The sequence below is a fragment of the Parasphingorhabdus sp. genome (assembly GCF_039939955.1).
In the GTDB taxonomy this organism is placed as follows: domain Bacteria; phylum Pseudomonadota; class Alphaproteobacteria; order Sphingomonadales; family Sphingomonadaceae; genus Parasphingorhabdus.
This window is the reverse complement of sequence record NZ_JBDVHS010000002.1, coordinates 497,007-514,996: the sequence shown is the minus strand read 5'-3', so window position 1 is coordinate 514,996 and position 17,990 is coordinate 497,007. Positions and strand designations below refer to the sequence as shown.

Sequence of the window (17,990 nt, the reverse complement as noted above, 5' to 3'; positions counted from 1 at the left end):
AGGATTTGGACCAAAACGCGGCATAGGTCTCGTGACGAATGCTATATTCTACCCGCTCTATCTAGGAGGGAAACCCGCTGGTGCTTCAGGTGCCTTGGGTGGCTCCCAACCTTCTGGCACGGGCGCCGGTGTTTGTTCGCGTGCATATAGTTCCAAGCTGGACAGGGATGGACCATAATCTTCAGTCGGAGCACTCAACCATTTCTCGTCCATGTCCCGCGCCGCTTTCACAAGATGGGCTGGCAAACCGGCAACCCCTTCGGGAATTGTCTGAAAATGGGTGAAATAGTTGATCTGCCCTTCGGCCGCTCCCATCAACATCCACGGCAGCCACGGCGTAACCCGCGACCAAGACCCAATATGGGGAATATGGGTCAGTTCCGGATTTTCAACGTCCTTCTGCTCGACAACATAGATAAAATGTTCGGACACCCGATTCATGACACCGGCAGATTCGCGAACCCACTTGCTTGGCTGCAACGCGTTTGGATACATGAGATCGATCCCGTTGTTCAGGATCATCGTGCCATTGGGACCATATTCCCAATCCTGCAAAAACGGTTTGGGTTTGCGAAGGTCTTTGTTCAACCCGCCATAAGATGGGCCTTCCGGCAAAAATTCGCTGATCGTGAAATTGAAAGGATCATTGGCGATCGGAACCACTTTTACGGTTTCGTTGGAATAGGGGTTCTCCCATTCGGTCAAGACTTCACCGGTTTCCAAGTCCGTATAGAATACGATTTCACGAAGCATCCGACGGTAGCTGCCGTCCTCCAGTTTTTTCATCCGAACAAAGCTAAAACCTTCGACGCCAAATAGCGTGCGAACTTTCTCATTTGGCCGCACGCCCATCGCCTTGCCCTTGATCCAGCCGCATTTTTCTTTGGTCGGATCAATATCCCCGTCGATCCGCGCATAGACATCACGGTTCCACTTGGGATCTTTGAAATCAATCTTCGTCACGAAGTCGATACCAGATTTTTTCTTACCCGCATTGGCAACAGTTGGTACCGCCGCCATGCCGGTTGCTAGAGCAGCAAGACCCAAGCTTTCTCGGCGACTGAGGTTAAACTTGTCCATTTTTATCTCCAGCTTTGGCTATCTATTTTCAATATGGAGTCACTTGTTCTCCATTCCTACTACGTTCAGCATCAAAATGCCTTCGTTGTCCGCCTGCCGGATAGCAGCACAAGGTGCTTATTGCCCTATAAGCGGTGAACTTGCATTGCTATATAGAACGCGCCCAACATGGAGTCAGATTGATGCTCAATACATTTCAACAATCTCATCACGCAGCCTTGCCACAAGCCACGCATGATGAAGCGGCGCGACAGGAATTCACCAAGAGTTTCAAGGGCTTTATCCAATCCACTCTGCTGCCGGGCCTGACCCCGATCTATAATGAGCAGGTGAAGCCAGCGTTTCAAAAAGAGCATGGCCGCGAACCAGCCGACCGGCGCGACATTCGATCGGCCATGGTGAAAAACCTCTATTTTCAACATTATGCCTCCGCCAATCGGGTGGCGCAGGAAATTTTGTGGGAATCGGTCAACGTCTCGCTAGACCGGCAATTGCCCGAATTGCTGGAAACCGCAAAACAGCTATCCGCTGCCAGCAAGGCCAAGCTGGATATTCCAGAAGATTTTACCCCGCCCCGCTATATTACCGCGCTCGACATTCACTGCATGCCCGGCGGCTATGCAAGCGAAGTCGCGGAGCAGGACATTACTGCCGGCGCCCTCTATGACCGCGGCGTCTATCTCTATTCCATGGGGTATATGGGACCGGAAAATGACGACATGGGCCGGTCGGTCTGCAATTATCTACGCCGGAACAAGCCGGATTTCAAACCCCTTCGCATCTTGGACATGGGCTGCACCGTCGGGCATGCCACCCTGCCCTATAAGGAATATTTCCCGGATGCCGAAGTCTGGGGCATTGATGTCGGTGGGCCCGTGGTCCGCTACGCCCATGCCCGCGCTGCGGCGATGGGCCATGAGGTCAATTTTGCCCAGATGAACGCTGAGGAAACAAGCTTCCCCGATGGTCATTTCGACCTCGTAGTCAGCCATATTCTGCTACATGAAACCAGCGGGAAAGCGATGCCGCGCATATTCAACGAATGCCATCGGCTGCTATCGCCCGGCGGCATGATGATCCATGCTGACCTGCCACCCTTTGACCTGATGGACCCGTTCACCCAGTTCATTCTCGACAATGAAACCTGGTATAATAATGAACCATTTTGGGGCGCGATGCGTGAAATGGATCAGGTCGATCTAGCCAAGTGCGCTGGATTTAACGCCGAAGCGATCAAATTTGACAACGCACCAATGGCAGTGATGGAATTTGCTGGCGGGTCGGATGGCTATAGCGAAGAAACCGCCAATGAAGTGGCTGATCGCGAATTTACCGCAGGCGAATACGCCCCCGGAGGCGGTTGGGAAGTTCTGGTCGCGGAGAAAGAACTAGCCAAGGAGATGGCAGCATGAGCTTTGACGATATGCAAGACGATCGCCCTCATGTGATCCGCGATGCGCGGGGAAAGCGCCCACAATTCTATGACACACCGGGCATGGATCAAGTCATGTCGATGATCATGGTCCTGGCGGGAGACCTATGTGTCGTCCGTGACCGGTTGGACTCAGCAGAGCGTGTGGCCAAAGCCAATGGAATCGATCTAGCCGCCGGTATCGAAGCACTGACGCTGGATCAGGATGCCTTAGAGGAACGCGAAGCCCGGCGTCAGGACTTGCTGACGCGTATGTATTCCTTGATGCGTAAAGAGGCCAATGAAGCGGCCCAGCAAGAGAGCGCACGCGGCTATCACGAGACGATTGAAGAAATCGCCAAACAGTAGATTATTTGCCGAGTAAACGAATGGGGAGCCGATCCGTGATCCGCTCCTCAAGACCCTTGCGCGCACCATTTTGATTGAGTCCATGGGCGCGCAAAAACAGGCTCGATAAACTGACAGCCGCATCCAGCTGAGCTAGCTGCGGCGGACCGGCTTTGTCATAGTCGCATATAGCGCCACCGAAATAATGGTCCACGCCCGCTAACACCAGACCATAGCGGTGCCCGCCCGCTGCCGCCGCGTCATAGGGCACCAGATGCCCTTTCCAACCGTCTTTGCTATCATCGGTAATGCCTGGCACAATATCCAATGTTCCGGTCTGAATGAACGCGGGCACGGAGATTTCAGCATAGCCTTCACGGGTCACCAGCACGGGGATCGGAGCCGGTGGAGAGAAAGCAACCACGGCTTGCACCTTGTCATCATGAAGCGGTCTGGTCACCCCTTGCGGTGGGATGGATTGGGCGCCGCCCAAAGTGAGCGCGACCAGCCCGCCATAGCTATGACCCGCAGCCACATAATGCTCTCCGCCCAGATAGGCCGATAATGCGCGCAAATCCTCTAACCGCGTCTTCCAGCTTGCCAAGCCGGCATAGTTTCCGGTGTCGGGATGATCTCTGGAGTCCACATGCAGGGGTGCCAATACGCGCCAGCCTTGCATCACCCAGGGTTCGATCAAACGCGTATATTTGTCGGGTGAAGATCCAGCGCCATGGGAAAAGAATATGGTCCCGACGGCGCAGCGCGTGGGAGACCAATCGAAGATAGTGATCGCACGGTCATCATCCGCCCTAAGTGTAATTTTCGTCACTATCGGCGCACTTGATCCGAGCCGGCTTTTGTGCGCAACGGCGGCGCTAGCCATGGTCCCGAAACCCACCAACGCTGCACGCCGCGTCAAAGTCAACGCCAGTTGCGGAATATTGCCTGCTCTACCCTTACCGTTCATGGGGCCTCCAATTTCCTGATCAACTTTGCCTGAATTCAACCATAGCAGACGTCAGAATACGCTATAGTTTAACCAAACAACCACGTTTAATTCTTGCCAAAGCTGTTCACTGCTCGGACATATGTCGATCCAACATGCATCATTGCCTTGTGATTTTCATAGAAGAAATGTCCCCTCTGCGGATATTTTTACCCTAGGATCATTCGGCTGACAGGGCCGGTGATAATGGCCAAGAAAAATAGGAATAGTTCACAATGGCAATAGCTTCAAAATTGGTCAACACCATCGCGGCTTGTGCCATGCTCGCAGCATGCGGCAGTCCGCAAGAAAACCCATCCGACACCGGTTCAAACAAGGAAACCGCGTCAAAAATGCCCAAAGCGGTGCCCGGGAAAACGCTGTTCATGCAATGTGCTGCCTGTCATTCGCTCGATGCCGATGGACCGAAAAAAACCGGACCCAATTTGCACAATGTGGTTGGCCGAAAGGCAGGTTCGGTTGAGGGTTATAGGTATAGCAAGGCTCTCGGCGCAGCAGACTTTGCCTGGACCAGAGAAAAGCTCGACGAATTTATCACCAAGCCCTTTGCAACCGTGCCGGGCACAATAATGGCCTTCTCCGGCATAGCGGATTCCGAAAAACGCAAGCAGTTGATCGACTATATAGAGTCGACGGATAGCCCAGCAGCGGATTGACCGATTCTGGTGATCGGGAGGGAGGCTAGTCTTCTGCCACGATCATTTCGGCCCAAGCCAGAAACTGCTCTGGCCAGCGATCAGCGGTTATATCATTCTGCACCACACCAAAAGCATGTTTTCCTCGCGCATATAAGTGCATCTCCGGCCGATATCCTGCCGCGAACAGCTTGTCATAAAAGGCACGAAAACCAATCCCCACGGCAAGATCATCCTGGGCCATCGCCATGAACATTGGCGGCAGACGATCTGGCGCGGGCGTAACCGGTGGCTGCAACCATGGTTCGCTCGGCGTTCCTTCCGGATAGGGAAGATTGGCAGGCGGAATATCCGGCCCCGGTTCACCAAAAGGCATGCCATAGATCATACCGGTAAAATTCGGACGTTCTGCTAACGGGCCAAACATCGGCATGGCCGCGATATGACCGCCAGCGGAGAAGCCGATAGTTCCGACCTTCTGCGGATCAATACCCCAGCGCGCCGCATTGGCGCGAACGATACGTAGCGCTTCCGCCGCGTCTTCGGACCCGGGAACGCCGCCGATACCCGGTGCCAGAGTGGCCTGAACGCGCGCGCGCATTTCCTCGTTGCTTTCACCCGGGGGCGATTGGATCAACCGATATTTGAGGACAAAGGCCGCGACACCGCGTTTGGCAAACCAGCGAGCAACACGGCTCCCTTCGTGATGGATTGCCAGCAAACGAAAGCCACCACCGGGCGCAATGACAACCGCCATGCCGTTTGCCTTGTTCGGATCCGGAAGAAAGGGTTGCAGCGTCGGAACTGTAACATTCCATGCTTGCTCATCATCAGCCCGTAGCTCTTCCTCTACCGGAACATTCGCAAGACCGGGCCAATCCGTCATCGACGGGACGCCTTTCGGCCAGACCGGCATGGGCTCCAGTTCTTGGATATAGGTGGCAATCGTCGAAGGGGGAGATGCCAGTGCCGGCTGTGTAGCTGCAAATAACAACGCCATCAGGGCGATCAACTGTTTCATCGGACGCAATCCTTTGCGAGAAAATTCAAATGCCTAGCCGTCTACCAGCGTGACGGTCACATCCGCCAAGTCATCGCGCAGCTTTTTGATTTCGGCATATTCCGGTGAATTCCAGAATCGCAAAGCAGATTCACGATCCGGCCATTCAATCACAACCGCACCGGCTCCGTCTTTGTCATTTCCCTCCATCACTTGGCCGCCTCGTCCACGGACAATATATTTGCCGCCCATTTCGCCAGCCAGTTTTGCTGCTGCGGGAGAATAGACATTCACGAAGGGCTCGCGATCGTGAACATGAGCGGTAATTACAAACCAAGCGGGCATAAATATCTCCATCGATTAATGCGATCAGTGCCTAGGACAGCGCCATCCCTCATTTGCCTTGGCCGCTCGACCTGTCCGACCAGCGGACATGGTCGCACCGGCAGACGCGGGCGAAATCATCAAATGGTAGCACATGGAAAAACAGCCGTCCCATCCTAAAAAGGAGTTACCACCATGTATGATCCCAATGATGAATGTTCATTGCTAAGCCGCAGAACGATGCTGGCAGGTGGCGTATCACTTGGCATAGCGGGGAGCCTGGCGAGCGGCGTTCGCGCTGCCACAAGCACGGATAACCAACCTGGAACCAGCGGGCTGTTGAGGGAACAGGGAATTCCTACAGACACAGCGAGCAGAGTGGCCATGATGCGCCGGATGCGACTTCGGTCAGACGCCGGGCCGGTTTTCTGGTATTTCCGTGGCCGCAACTATGCACAGCAGGGCGCTAATCTCATCCCGATTTGCGAACTGGTTTTTGGTGCTGTCATGCTCGTCAAGCCCAATCCCGATGGCACGATGAACGTGGTACAATATGAATTGGGCTTCCGTTCCCAGCTCGACAGCGCGAAACGGACAGACCAACTGCTCAACCCGATTACCGGAGAGATGATCGACCTTCCCTTTGCGCCTGTCGGACCTACGCATATTAAATATGATGTGAACAACACGTTGCAATTGCCGTCAAACATCGGGGGGTCCACTTTTACCCTCGAACATGTTCCAGAGGTTTTCTATCGCGTCGGCAACACAATCACGTTCCAGACCCATAGCCGCGCTACGGCCGAAACGCCGGGCCAAGCCACACGTGTCTTGAACGATATGAGCATGATCAGCAGCCCCGATCATGAAGCACTTGATCCCAATGTACATTTTGCCAGCGCTATGGCCTATGGTGGTGATGTCACCGACTATGCCCGTTGGCTCAAAATGCCCCCGGGCGCAGGAACCCAGACACTGCGTAGCGTCGGACAGAAAGTCAGCCGCTACTCGGACATGCCGGAAGACTGGCGGACGATGCTGGCCGAAGCGGACCCGGAAATGGCCGCCGACCCGATTGCCGGACTTTCACGCGAAGCGGCCGAATATCGGAACTAGATAGGTCCCGCTAGTCTATTATATGGATGAATAGCAGGGTTGGCCTTAACCCTGCTATTCCGTTCTCGCGGTGCGATCCAGAAAGGCCACGAGATCAGCGGTAAACCGGTCCGGGTCTTCCCACATGGGGAAATGCCCTAGGTCTTCATATTCAATCAGTTCGACCGTCGTATTGGTAAAGCGATCGACAGATTTCTGGGCTGTTTGTGAAATGACCGTATCATAGGCACACCATTGCAAGAGGACAGGAACCCGAACCGTTTCGGCGATCGCGGCAACGTCGCTTGTCTGGAATAGCTTGGTGTTGGAATCGATATAGGCCTTCTGCCGAGCCACTGCGCCAGGCAGGTTGTTCATATCATACATTTGTTCGACCATCTCCGCCGTCGGTTCAAAACTATCCGGCGTCGTGTCTTCCAAAATCAACCGATACCATGAACGCGCATGCCAACCGGGCACCAGATGTTTGTGAAAGGGCATCATCGCGCGCAGCCGCCAGTCGATCTCGCGGGTCTGGCTCGGTCGCTCAAGCGGCAATACTGAAAATGCCATGACCGATGCATTGCCCGGATATTGCCGGTTATATTCAAGCGCAACATTCGCGCCGTTGGACGTCGACACCAATGCAAATTCTTCAATGGCCAGCTTCTGCAATAGACCGTTCATCAATTCGGCAGCGCGCGCCGTTGTGTAAACCCCTTTGGGGTCCGGTCCAGAAAGGCCATAAGGGGGCCAATCGAACCGGACCACGCGGAAACGGCCCTTGAGCCGCTCTGCAACAGCGTCCCATTCGTGCAGGTTCAAGATGCTACCATGCAAGAGCACCACGACTGGTCCCACTCCCTCGTCGCGATAGTGAATAGGAACATCATCGATCGAAATAAATTGTGACGGATCGTCACCCCATTTCGCCGTCACTTGCTCCCGGTCAGTATTCCACGCCCCCGACCGCATCGAGAGAACCAGGCCACCCAAAACCAACAGGAGTAAGGCAATCGCAACACCAATACGCCGCAATATAGTCATGCCGCTATCCCCATCGTATCACGCAGGGTCGGCCCGGGATATTCCAACCGCAAACGGCCAGCTTTCTGGAGCAAGGGTACAACCTGATCGACAAAGATCTCCAGCTCGCCCGGCATATAGGCCGGTTGCAGAGTGAAGCCGTCGCAAGCGCCGGAATCAATCCAATCGATCATCCGGTCGGCCAGTTGCTGGGGTGTACCGCGGAACACCGTATGCCCGCGCGGGGTGCGCACATGGTTGGATGCAAATTCGCCAAGCGCGATGCCGCTTGCCGCCGGTTTTTCCAACATGCGGGTAATATCAGCGACCGGAAATTCCGTGCCGGCAAGAATATCATCAAATGGAATTGGTTCCTTCGGATCGTGACCGCCTAGCCAGAAGCCGATCGATTCTCCGAGATATTCAATACACAAGGCTTCGTCTGCCAAATCCAGTATCGCTTCGTCTTTGGCGATTGCTTCCTCTTCTGAATCCGCCAGTATGAAAGACAGTCCCGGCATGATCTTGACCGCTTCCGGATCCCGACCAGCCGCAGCAATGCGTTCGTGCATATCATTGCGGAAAGCAATGCCGTCTTCCTTGGTCGGCGCAGGACAGAAAATCGCCTCCGCAGTCGCTGCTGCAAAAGCACGACCGTCCGGAGATTGCCCTGCCTGCACCAGGATCGGGCGTCCTTGCGGCAGGACCGGTCCCGGCATCGCGGCGTCCATCCTAATATGCTTCCCACGATATTGAACCGGAGTGGCTTTCCTGTCCGCATCGGCACTATCCCAAAGCTCGCAAGCCGCATCGACAAATTCATGCGCGCGTGCATAGCGCGAGGATTTCTCCGGCATTTCGTCTTGTCCGAAATTCCATGCCGAGGCCGGATGCGCGGTCGTGACAATGTTCCAACCGGCACGCCCCCCGGTGACCCGGTCCAGCGTAGCAAAGCGCTCTGCCACAGCTTGTGGTTCAAAATAGGTCGTCGATACGGTCGCGACCAAGCCGATATGATCGGTAACCGCGCCCATCGCCGCCAGAAGAGCAATCGGGTCTAGTGTCGGAATAGCCACCCGTTCCGGCGTATGCCCGTTCGCGCCGCGCGACTGCAACTGGTCACCGAATACGATCGAGTCAAAACGCCCGCGCTCGGCGAGCTGTCCCACGGATTTATAATAATCCATGCTGAAGACATCCTCGGGTTGAGCATCAGCATGACGCCAGCCGCTTGGATAATGTCCGATGCCCTGAAGAAAGGCCCACAAATGTATCTGTTTGGTCATGCGAACGCTCCTTCGGAGATCAGTTGGTCGGCGAGGGGAAGGCATAGCCTTTCCCGCAATGTTGCATCGGGCGCAGCCGTTTGTCTGAGATGAGCAACTGCCTTAGAAAATTCAGCAATCTCCCGAATGTCCTCGCCCGGATCATCGAGGGTCCAGTGCACACCGGCAATCTCGCCCGCTTCAAATGCCGCAACCAGCGCTGCAAGATCGGCACGGCTTCCGGCCCGCCTCAGACAGTTTGTGCCAGAAAGCGGGGCCTGCCCTTCCTCCACTATCACGAGGTCCGCCGCCGCGACATCAAATGGCTGGGAAGCATCACACAGTAGCAATGGATGTCCCTGCAAAGGCCGAGCAGCGTTTAGCGGCCCTCTCACTTTGAAATGCGGACCATCATAATTGCTTAGCCGCACTTTGGATGCATCTAGATAGCGACCGCTTTCTTTGTCGATAATCAGCGCATCACCGGCCCAACCGTCCCATAAGCTACGGGCCGCAGCCACCATATCAGCTGTCACTGAATCGTCATGCCCATCCCCGGTGACCGGGTTCCAGGCCGCCCGTCCCGATGACAGGAAATCGATCGCAGACAGGGATCGCGCCGCATGAAACGGATGTGCAACTGCAGTGGATACGCAAGGGACCAGTCCGATATTTTGCGTCATCGGCGCTGCCCATGCAGCAATCACCATCGGATCAAATGGCAACGAACCGGGTGCGCCAAGCACGACAAGATCGACCCCGGCCCGCTCTGCCGCCCCCAACACGGTTCCTGCCCATGCAGGATCATTGAGCTCGGGCTGCGCGATTGTAGCCGATAGTATAAAATGTCTGTTCATATGATTATCACCGGTTCGTGTAAGGAATGAATGGGTTCGGCGCCGTCCGCCGTGATCAGCATCAGGTCTTCGCAATGGGCAGAGCCGCCGATGCCTGTATCCAATACCGGGCAATCAACGCTGATGATCATCCCCGGCTCAAGGATCAGATCCGGCTTGCGGTAAAAGCCGCCCGCCAGCTCTCCAGGTTCGTCCGTGTGTGCCAGTCCGACACTATGCGGACCAAAGCCGATCGTGACCCCGAAGCCCTTTTTGGTGACAGCTTCTTGTCCCATAGCGACGATCTCGGAATAGCGGAGACCGGGGCGCAATTGCTCGCGGATGGCAGACCAGCCAAAGGCTGCGGCCTCTGCCGCACGGCGGGCAGCGGCTGTCGGTTCACCGACAAACACCGTGCGTGCATAGTCACCATGATAGTTCATGAAATGGCTAACGCCGTCGAGGAACAGGGCCTGCCCGTCCTTGATCGTCTCCCCGAAGAGTTCAGAGGAAACGCGATCGACGTTTAAAAAGACTGCTTTATTACCCCGAGCAGCCGTCTCTGCGAGATATAGTGCCTGCAAGTCGCGGTGAGTCGCACCGGCACGAACCGCCGCACCGACCGCGTTCAGGGCATGGACATTGGCCTCTGCCGCCCGCCCCATCAGGGCAATTTCGAGCGGCGATTTTATCAAACGAATTTCGCGCAGGATATTATCTGCCTGAACCAGATCACCGGGCATCTCATGCCGCTGGGCAACCTCGTGGATGACCGCATCATCAAAACCGATCCGGCCCTTCCACAAGCCCATATCCTGTATCGCCCGCACCAGCGCCGCGCCCGCATCGTGAAAGCTTTGCCGTTGCTCCAATCCAGCATCAAGCGCGGTTCTCCGGTGACTCTCTAGAGAGCTTAACGGCACGGCCTGCTGGTCAGCGCAAAAATCATAGCGCGGTGCCGGACTGAAATCGCCGTCGTCTCCCAGGCCATTATAGAGCCATGGCTCAACGTCTTCTCGCGCACGCCCGTCGGACCAGGTGTAGAAATAGAGAAAGCTGCTGGTGACCAGTCCGATATGTTCGATATTCCGCCGGGTCAGCACCGCGAATGTACCCGGGGGCTGGCCGATACGCGTCCGCGCAATCTGTGGCCAATGCCCGGTTACGTGAAAGACATTTTCCGGCGCACCGACGACAATCCCGTCCAACCCGTGCGCATCCATCACGGCCAAGGCCCGCTCCTGATTCATCGGCCCGCGGCTTTCGAGCGCACGAAGCAATCTGGCATCATCGGATTGGAGCGATTTGGGCATAGCCTGATCTCGCACTTACCAGATCGACGTTGGAACATGTCTCGACGCTATCCGCCTGTTGGATAGGATCCGCGCGATCAGATTTCCGACCGCGCAACGCTCTACTTTACCTTCATGACAGACACAAAAATCCGCCGTGCATTCGTTAGTCTTGATGAAGGCCAGCTCCATTTGAGGATATGGGATGGAGACAAGAATATTATTCCCATCATCCTGCTACACGCTTCACCCGCATCCTCATGGTTCATGCAGGATATGATGCGCGAACTAGTCGAAGCGGGGTTTCGCGGTTCGATTATCGCCCCGGACACACTTGGCAACGGAGACTCCGACGTCCCGTCGCCAGAGACACCCGACATTCCTTATTTTGCCGATTCCATCAAACGGATGATGGCTGAGTTGGGACTGGACAAGGCCCATATATATGGCACCCATACCGGGGCTCGGATTGCCTGCGAATTTGGCGTCGCCTTCCCCGAAAATACCGGCACGGTCATGCTTGACGGGATTACCGAATATGAAGACGAATTGCGCGAGCAGATCATCGCCAATTACGCGCCGAAAGTGGAACCGGACGAATATGGCCGCCACCTGACCTGGGCCTTCAACTTCTGTCGGGATCAAGCGCTATATTTTCCCCATTTCCTGAAAACGCCAGAAAACAGGTTATCGGTGCCGATGCCACCACCAGAGATATTGCACCGGATCACGCTGGATGTGCTGAAGGCGTTGGACAGCTATTCCAAGCCCTATCTGGCAGCCTTCAACTATCGCGCTTTCGAACGGATGCCAGAGTTAAACGCACCGACGCTCCTGCTGAAACCCGAGGGAGAACTACCAACACTGAAAGCAGCCGTCGAAACGGCTCTCGATCTTTTGCCTTGCGGCGAAATTGTCAGCATCGCCCCCGGCCCGGGTCTCAAGGCGTCCGCCATTGCTGCCTTTATCGACCGGAATATCGACCCGGCATAAAGACCGCTCGCCCTCACGCGACGCTGGAATAACCAACTTTCCGGCCCGTCACCGCAGCGACACCACAGATAATCGCGTAGCAGAGCATCGATACCAGCAGTCCGAACAGCGAAGGAATCAGTTGCTCGGGCAGCGTCAGAAGGCCTTTCAGATGGGCATAGGCGAAAAAAGCGCCCGCTAGATATGAGGCTATCGCGACCCAGTTCCACCGGTGCAATCGGGGCAGATCGCTCGCGTCATATTTGCCTTTATGCACCAGATAATAATCGACAATCAGCGGCCCGACTAGCGGTGGTACCAGCGCGGCAAGCAAGTTGATCCAGTCAAGAAAATATTGATAGAGACCTAGGCCCAGGACCGTGCCCAATAGTCCCCAGACGACGACCATCACCCTTTTGGGACGCCGCATCACCGCGGAGGTCTGGATTGCCGGCAAATAGAGATTGGCATTGCCGGTGGTCCAGAGCGCCAGGCTCATACCCAATATGCCCAGTCCGGCCACGATCATGCCCTGATTGAGAAGATAGGTCGTAAAATCGGGTGAGCCGGATACGACCGACCCCATGGCCCCGACGATCTGCAAAAACCACTGGGCGACGATCATCACGATAAACGGAATGGCGATGGCCACCCACGCCTTTTTCGCAAAACGCGCATATTCCGCCATCACCACAGCGCCGACCACCCATGATCCGACGACCAGATTGACCGCGGTGGGAAAAGACATCGGGGTCTTCGCTGCTGTATCTTGAGACAAGGCGAGGAAGGCCGATATGCCACCTGCATTACCCACATTCAAATAGATGGCATATAGCCCAACCAGAACCAGCACGACGACCGATGGGACGCTGACCTTCTCGATGCCTTTGACCCCAAAATAGGCCGTAGCGGTAAACAATAGGCCCCCGAAGATGGCCACCGCATAGAATAGCGGGGTTTCAAAACTCTGAGCGAAAGTAAAACCGAAGGCGCCAACGATGATGGCCTGCCACCCGGTCAGCAGCAAGGCGACAAAGATCACCGGCAAATAGACCCCAACCCGCCCGTAAACGAACTGATAAAGCAATCCGGAATTGCAGGCGGTTTTATAGGCGATAAATGCGACCAACGCACCGATCACAAAGTTGATCAAATTGCCAACGAAGGTTGCGAGAATGAAATCGGGCCAGAAAGAAAGCCCGGATCCGATCTGACCGCCAGCGATTAAACCGGTGATCAGAAAGCCCCAACCAAAGGCCAAGGCCAGCATCGGCGTGGTATCCTGCCGCTGATCGGCGGTCACGGGCGCAAAGGGATTGTCAGCCGATTGCGTTTCCATGGCTTCGTCCAGCGTCCACCATTTTTTCAAATCGAATTTCATCAGCGCCCCCTGTTTTCGATTGTCTATCGATAGTTGCAGGAGACCATGTTTGACGCTCAGTGGCTCAAGCAAACTTCGCCTTTGCCCGCTGTTCGGATAATATTGAGATGATCGTGTCGGAACGAACCATGATATCACGCCCGAAATTTTCCGCACAGCGGTCAACGTCGCAATCCTGTCCATGCCAAACAGGGACTATATTAGCCTCCGTTGATGGAACAAAATCTGTCTTTCGGTCTTTCCGGTCATACAGCCCTGATTACCGGTGCCGGACTGGGCATTGGCAAAGCCTGCGCACTGCATATGGCCAGTCAGGGCGCGCGCCTCGTCATCGTTGACAAGGACCGTCAACGGCTAGCGGAAACCGAAGCGCTTCTCACGGAGGCCAAGGCGCAACGGCTCTCGGTGATCTGCGATGTTACCGATCAAGATGCCGTCACCGCGCTATTCACTGAAGTGCAGGATGCCGGCTTCACTCCCGATATATTGTTGAACAATGTCGGCGGCGGGCGCTCCGGGCGGATATGGGATATGGATGTAGAAGACTGGGACTATACCATGCGGCTAAGCCTGCGGTCGATGTTCCTCTGTACCAAGGCGGCGCTTCCAGCGATGATGGAGCGAAAATATGGTCGCATCATTTGCCTGTCGTCCGGCGCTCGCAATGGAACGGTATGGAACGCTTTTCATACGGGAGCTTGCGCCTATTCCACCGCAAAAGCCGGCGTGATCGGCTTTGTTCGGGATATGGCCATCGAGCTCGCCGATCACGGAATCACCATCAACGCGGTAGCGCCCGGACCGATTGATACCGAGCTGGCCGGGCCTTATTTGCGCAAGATGCACAAAGACGGATTGGAGTATAGCCCGATCCGGATGGTGCCCATGCACCGGCTTGGCACACCCAAAGAGGTCGCCAGCGCCGTCACCTTCCTCGCATCACAAGAAGCAAGCTATATTACCGGTAGCACGTTGGACGTCGCTGGCGGCCGATAGGGTCAGGGCTGCTCGGATCAGGGTTGCGGCAAATCGCGGGCCACACGAAAGCCAAGATGATCGTTGCGAGCTTCTGGTGGATCACCAATGCGCTGGGCTACACGAACGCTCCATCCTTGAAGGCTCCAGCCGCCGCCCCGTACATTCCGCAATTTGCAGTCGCCGGTCAACCAGGCAGAGCCGTCTGTCGGCGCGCCGACATAATCATCATGATGACAATCCTGCACCCATTGGGCCGTATTGGCTGTCATATCATACAGTCCGAAACCATTGGGCGGATAGCTACCGACCGGTGTCGTGCGGTCTAGATTATGACCATAATTTGCTTTGTCCGGATCAATGCTGTTGCCAAAGGGATACCATGTATCGGTACCGCCCCGGCCCGCATGTTCCCATTCGGCCTCGCTCAACAGCCGATATTGCTGTCCCGTCCTGTCGCTTAGCCAGGATATATAGGCCTGGGTATCGGCATAGTTTACGTTGATCACGGGACGACGGCCCCTTCCCCATCCCGAATCATCGGGAGAATAGCCATTGCATCCTCCGTCCGCCACACAAGCATCCCACTGGTCGAAGGTGACAGAATAGCGCCCCACCGCAAAATAATAGTCGATCGACACCTTATGCTGCGGCGACTCCATTTTATCGAACATATCCATCACACCCAGCGTGTCGCGCTCTTCCTGCGAGGACCCCATGACAAATTCTCCGGGCGGGATCACCACCATCTCCGGACATTCAACGCATTCGGCAAAAGCGGCGCCTCCGCGAACCGGTGGCAAGCTCGGCGGTTCCATCACCGGGCCTGCTGCGGTCGACGCGACGAATAATATAAGGGACATCAATTCTTCTCCTCTATGCTCGGCGAGATCACATCCACGCTATTGAGCAGCGCCTGTTCACGCACGCGATCGATCAGTCCAATTAGCCGGGCGGCATCATCCCCCGTCGGACAGCAATGGGGTTCGCCTCTAATGGCTTTTCCAAATTCCGCTAGCTGGGCGCTAAAATAGTGGGACAGGTCACGACCGCCCATTTTGCTGCTGTCCGTCAATATTCCCGCGGCGGGCTCCACCAGCAGTTCATTATTCCAGCGCAGCAGCTCGCCATCCCGGATTTCGGCGACACCCTGATCAAAGAACAGCGTCTTGCGATCATGCACGTGCGGCTGGTTGTAGGATATATGCACGCTGACCATTTTCCGGTCCGGATAGGCAAATAGCATCATCGCTTCATCTTCCGCCTGCCAGCCCGACTGGTGGCGCGCAGCCTCTACATGCAGGCGCAGCGGATCGTCGCCCCCCATCACGAGCTGCACGAAATCCAGCGCATGCGGTGCGAACAACGACAGGATCAAACCCTCTTCAGTCGTTCGATCGGCCCACCAAGGGGCTTGTGGCCCATCCCAGAAAACGCATTGACTGACTTCGACCGACAAGAGTTTCCCGAAGCTTGGCAAGCGCTCCATCAATGTCCTCACTGCCGGGCCGTGCCGGAATGTGTGCCCCGCAGCCAGCACCACGCCAGTGGCAGCCGCAGCCTCGCTCAGCTCCAATGCCTGTGCGCCGGTTTCGGCAATTGGCTTTTCGACCAGGACATGTTTGCCGGCCCCAATGGCTATCTTCGCCTGTTCGAAATGCTGGCCATTGGGGCTGGCAATCAAAACCGCATCCACATCCAATTGGTCCAATGCCTCGACCATCGAGGCAAAGCTCTTGGCGCCAAATGGCTCTGCCGCCGCGCGTGCTGCCGTTAAATCCGGATCGACGGTGGCAACCAGCCGGAACAACGGGGCCTGATCGATAACAGCCGACAGATGGGCCGCGCTTATTCTGCCACAACCGACCAGCGCGAGGCCGATCGGTTCAACCTTCATCGACAAAACTCACGGGCGCAGGTTTCCCCAAATCATCGTCCGGCATGAATAGCCAGATCAGGAAGGCGGTAACAATTTTGGCAATACCGGGCAGAAAGGCATAAGCCAAAACTATGCCCTGAATGGCGTCAACGCTCTGCGCAACACCCTGTTTCGCCGCTTCGGTGTCAAAGCCCGTATAAGATAAAATGCCGCCAACCACCAAGGTACCGCCCGCTGCAATACCTGCCTTTTCAATGATCGACCAGACCGCTGAATAGGCACCGGCCCGGTTTTCACCTCTTTCTTCGCGAGACCGCGCAATGGCATCCGACAGCATCGACAGGATGATCAGCCCCCATCCTGAATTGAACAGCGCCAGCAACCCCGCCATGACATAAGCAAAATACATAGGACTGTCGGCAAACGAGCCCCAGCAGATCAGAACCAGCCCGTGACAGGTTGCGGCCAAGATATAGGTACGTTTCTTACCGAGCCATTTCGCTGCATATACCCATGTCGGTGCACCCAGCATGACCACAACGGCCATGATCGTAGAAATGATGCCGATCTGGACGAAGGCATCGCTGCGCCCCATGGCAAAAGTGACGAAAAAGGCAAAGCTGGCATAAGAAATGCCGGCTGCCACCGTCATGATCACAGCTGACAGGCAAAGAATAACAAAGCGCCGATCGGAAAAAACCTTGAGCAGTTCCTTGAATTCCAATGGACGCGCGGTGTTTTTCCGGTCCGAAATTTTACCGGCGCTATACCAGGCGATGAACAAGGCGGCAGAACTGATCAGTCCGATTATCCCGATTGACCAGATATAGGCAGACCGTCCGCCGCCCAGAATATGAATGAGTATCGGTGTGCCGGCGGAACCAAGCAATACGCCCATGCCGGTAAAACCATGCTTCCATGCCATCAATTCGGTCCGTTCGGCTGGACTGTCGGTCATTTCCGCAAATTGCGCGAGATAGGGTACGGAAAAGGTGGAAAAGACCGCCATGTAAAAGCTGAAGCTGATAAAAACCCAAGCCAGCTGTAAAAATTGGGAGCCTTCGGGCACGGTAAAGGCGCCTAACATGGCAAAAGGAGCCGCAATGGCTCCGATTAGCAACCAGCGTCGACGCGCAAATTGAGCGGCATAGCGATCCGATACCAATCCTACGGTGAGATCAAAGCCCGCTCCGAACAATACTTTCGGAATGAAAATGACCGCTCCGGCCAGAGCCGGTTCGATCCCCAATATACTGGTCAGATAGAATAGCAGCAGCAGCGAAGGCGCATCGCGAAACAATTGCCCCGCAATCTGTCCGACGCCAAAACCGGCCTTGGTTTGAACGGCCAAACCGGAGCGCTGAGAAAGCTCTGCATCCGTATCTCGGGAGCTGATCATATCTACGAGTCCTTCACAGCTTGTTCGATAAATTTTACATCATATTGTCATCTATTTGGACCGTTC

General features: G+C 55.5%; 18 protein-coding genes. 6 read left to right on the top strand and 12 right to left on the bottom strand.

Going from position 1 to position 17,990, the window contains the following annotated elements:
• Positions 1–57: 57 nt before the first annotated feature.
• On the bottom strand, positions 58–1,080 hold the full coding sequence (locus ABJG22_RS02725) for a DUF1838 family protein (RefSeq protein WP_348018695.1): 1,023 nt from the start codon (positions 1,078–1,080) through the stop codon (positions 58–60).
• Between the two features lie 182 nt (positions 1,081–1,262).
• Here ABJG22_RS02725 and ABJG22_RS02720 point away from each other — a divergent pair, with 182 nt between their 5' ends.
• Positions 1,263–2,492, top strand: coding sequence for a class I SAM-dependent methyltransferase (locus tag ABJG22_RS02720; RefSeq protein WP_348018694.1), 1,230 nt, complete (start codon positions 1,263–1,265; stop codon positions 2,490–2,492).
• Complete coding sequence (locus ABJG22_RS02715; RefSeq protein WP_348018693.1) at positions 2,489–2,860, top strand: hypothetical protein; 372 nt, start codon at positions 2,489–2,491, stop codon at positions 2,858–2,860. Before ABJG22_RS02720 ends, ABJG22_RS02715 begins: the two co-directional genes overlap by 4 nt.
• Position 2,861: 1 nt before the next feature.
• Here the strand turns inward: ABJG22_RS02715 and ABJG22_RS02710 are convergent, their stop codons facing one another.
• Positions 2,862–3,806, bottom strand: coding sequence for an alpha/beta hydrolase (locus ABJG22_RS02710; protein WP_348018692.1), 945 nt, complete (start codon positions 3,804–3,806; stop codon positions 2,862–2,864).
• Between the two features lie 254 nt (positions 3,807–4,060).
• On the opposite strand from ABJG22_RS02710, the gene ABJG22_RS02705 reads away from it, so the two are divergent.
• Positions 4,061–4,501 (top strand): c-type cytochrome, encoded by a 441-nt coding sequence (locus tag ABJG22_RS02705; protein WP_348018691.1) that lies wholly within the window; start codon positions 4,061–4,063, stop codon positions 4,499–4,501.
• A gap of 25 nt (positions 4,502–4,526) precedes the next feature.
• Here the strand turns inward: ABJG22_RS02705 and ABJG22_RS02700 are convergent, their stop codons facing one another.
• Both ABJG22_RS02700 and ABJG22_RS02695 read right to left on the bottom strand, forming a co-directional pair.
• Positions 4,527–5,501 carry an alpha/beta hydrolase gene (locus ABJG22_RS02700; RefSeq protein ID WP_348018690.1) on the bottom strand — a complete coding sequence of 325 codons (975 nt, stop codon included), beginning with the start codon at positions 5,499–5,501 and terminating at the stop codon, positions 4,527–4,529.
• 33 nt (positions 5,502–5,534) lie between these two features.
• Positions 5,535–5,825, bottom strand: coding sequence for a DUF1330 domain-containing protein (locus tag ABJG22_RS02695; protein ID WP_348018689.1), 291 nt, complete (start codon positions 5,823–5,825; stop codon positions 5,535–5,537).
• A gap of 174 nt (positions 5,826–5,999) precedes the next feature.
• Between ABJG22_RS02695 and ABJG22_RS02690 the strand changes: the two genes are divergently transcribed.
• Positions 6,000–6,920, top strand: a complete 921-nt coding sequence (locus tag ABJG22_RS02690; protein WP_348018688.1) for a hypothetical protein — start codon at positions 6,000–6,002, stop codon at positions 6,918–6,920.
• A 54-nt stretch (positions 6,921–6,974) separates the two neighbouring features.
• On the opposite strand, the gene ABJG22_RS02685 is transcribed toward ABJG22_RS02690, so the two are convergent.
• From ABJG22_RS02685 to ABJG22_RS02670, 4 genes are read right to left on the bottom strand one after another with little or no spacing between them, the layout of a single operon-like run.
• Positions 6,975–7,946 carry an alpha/beta hydrolase gene (locus ABJG22_RS02685; protein ID WP_348018687.1) on the bottom strand — a complete coding sequence of 324 codons (972 nt, stop codon included), beginning with the start codon at positions 7,944–7,946 and terminating at the stop codon, positions 6,975–6,977.
• A complete protein-coding gene (locus ABJG22_RS02680; RefSeq protein WP_348018686.1) occupies positions 7,943–9,211 on the bottom strand; it encodes an NtaA/DmoA family FMN-dependent monooxygenase in 1,269 nt (422 codons plus the stop codon). Before ABJG22_RS02680 ends, ABJG22_RS02685 begins: the two co-directional genes overlap by 4 nt.
• The gene (locus ABJG22_RS02675) at positions 9,208–10,047 is read right to left on the bottom strand and encodes an LLM class flavin-dependent oxidoreductase (protein ID WP_348018685.1); all 840 of its coding nucleotides are present in this window, start codon (positions 10,045–10,047) and stop codon (positions 9,208–9,210) included. Before ABJG22_RS02675 ends, ABJG22_RS02680 begins: the two co-directional genes overlap by 4 nt.
• Entirely contained in the window at positions 10,044–11,339 is a 1,296-nt protein-coding gene (locus tag ABJG22_RS02670) for a M24 family metallopeptidase (RefSeq protein ID WP_348018684.1), read from the bottom strand. The genes ABJG22_RS02675 and ABJG22_RS02670 overlap by 4 nt, the downstream gene beginning before the upstream one ends.
• Positions 11,340–11,453: 114 nt before the next feature.
• Between ABJG22_RS02670 and ABJG22_RS02665 the strand changes: the two genes are divergently transcribed.
• Complete coding sequence (locus ABJG22_RS02665; protein WP_348018683.1) at positions 11,454–12,311, top strand: alpha/beta hydrolase; 858 nt, start codon at positions 11,454–11,456, stop codon at positions 12,309–12,311.
• A 13-nt stretch (positions 12,312–12,324) separates the two neighbouring features.
• Here the strand turns inward: ABJG22_RS02665 and ABJG22_RS02660 are convergent, their stop codons facing one another.
• Positions 12,325–13,671: a cytosine permease gene (locus tag ABJG22_RS02660; protein ID WP_348018682.1), complete on the bottom strand. Its 1,347-nt coding sequence runs from the start codon at positions 13,669–13,671 to the stop codon at positions 12,325–12,327.
• Positions 13,672–13,884: 213 nt separating this feature from the next.
• Between ABJG22_RS02660 and ABJG22_RS02655 the strand changes: the two genes are divergently transcribed.
• A complete protein-coding gene (locus ABJG22_RS02655; protein WP_348018786.1) occupies positions 13,885–14,667 on the top strand; it encodes an SDR family NAD(P)-dependent oxidoreductase in 783 nt (260 codons plus the stop codon).
• A gap of 17 nt (positions 14,668–14,684) precedes the next feature.
• Here ABJG22_RS02655 and ABJG22_RS02650 read toward each other — a convergent pair whose 3' ends face one another.
• From ABJG22_RS02650 to ABJG22_RS02640, 3 genes are read right to left on the bottom strand one after another with little or no spacing between them, the layout of a single operon-like run.
• A complete protein-coding gene (locus tag ABJG22_RS02650; RefSeq protein WP_348018681.1) occupies positions 14,685–15,509 on the bottom strand; it encodes a formylglycine-generating enzyme family protein in 825 nt (274 codons plus the stop codon).
• A complete protein-coding gene (locus ABJG22_RS02645) occupies positions 15,509–16,543 on the bottom strand; it encodes a Gfo/Idh/MocA family oxidoreductase (RefSeq protein WP_348018680.1) in 1,035 nt (344 codons plus the stop codon). The genes ABJG22_RS02650 and ABJG22_RS02645 overlap by 1 nt, the downstream gene beginning before the upstream one ends.
• Positions 16,533–17,924, bottom strand: coding sequence for an MFS transporter (locus tag ABJG22_RS02640; RefSeq protein WP_348018679.1), 1,392 nt, complete (start codon positions 17,922–17,924; stop codon positions 16,533–16,535). Before ABJG22_RS02640 ends, ABJG22_RS02645 begins: the two co-directional genes overlap by 11 nt.
• Positions 17,925–17,990 lie beyond the last annotated feature (66 nt).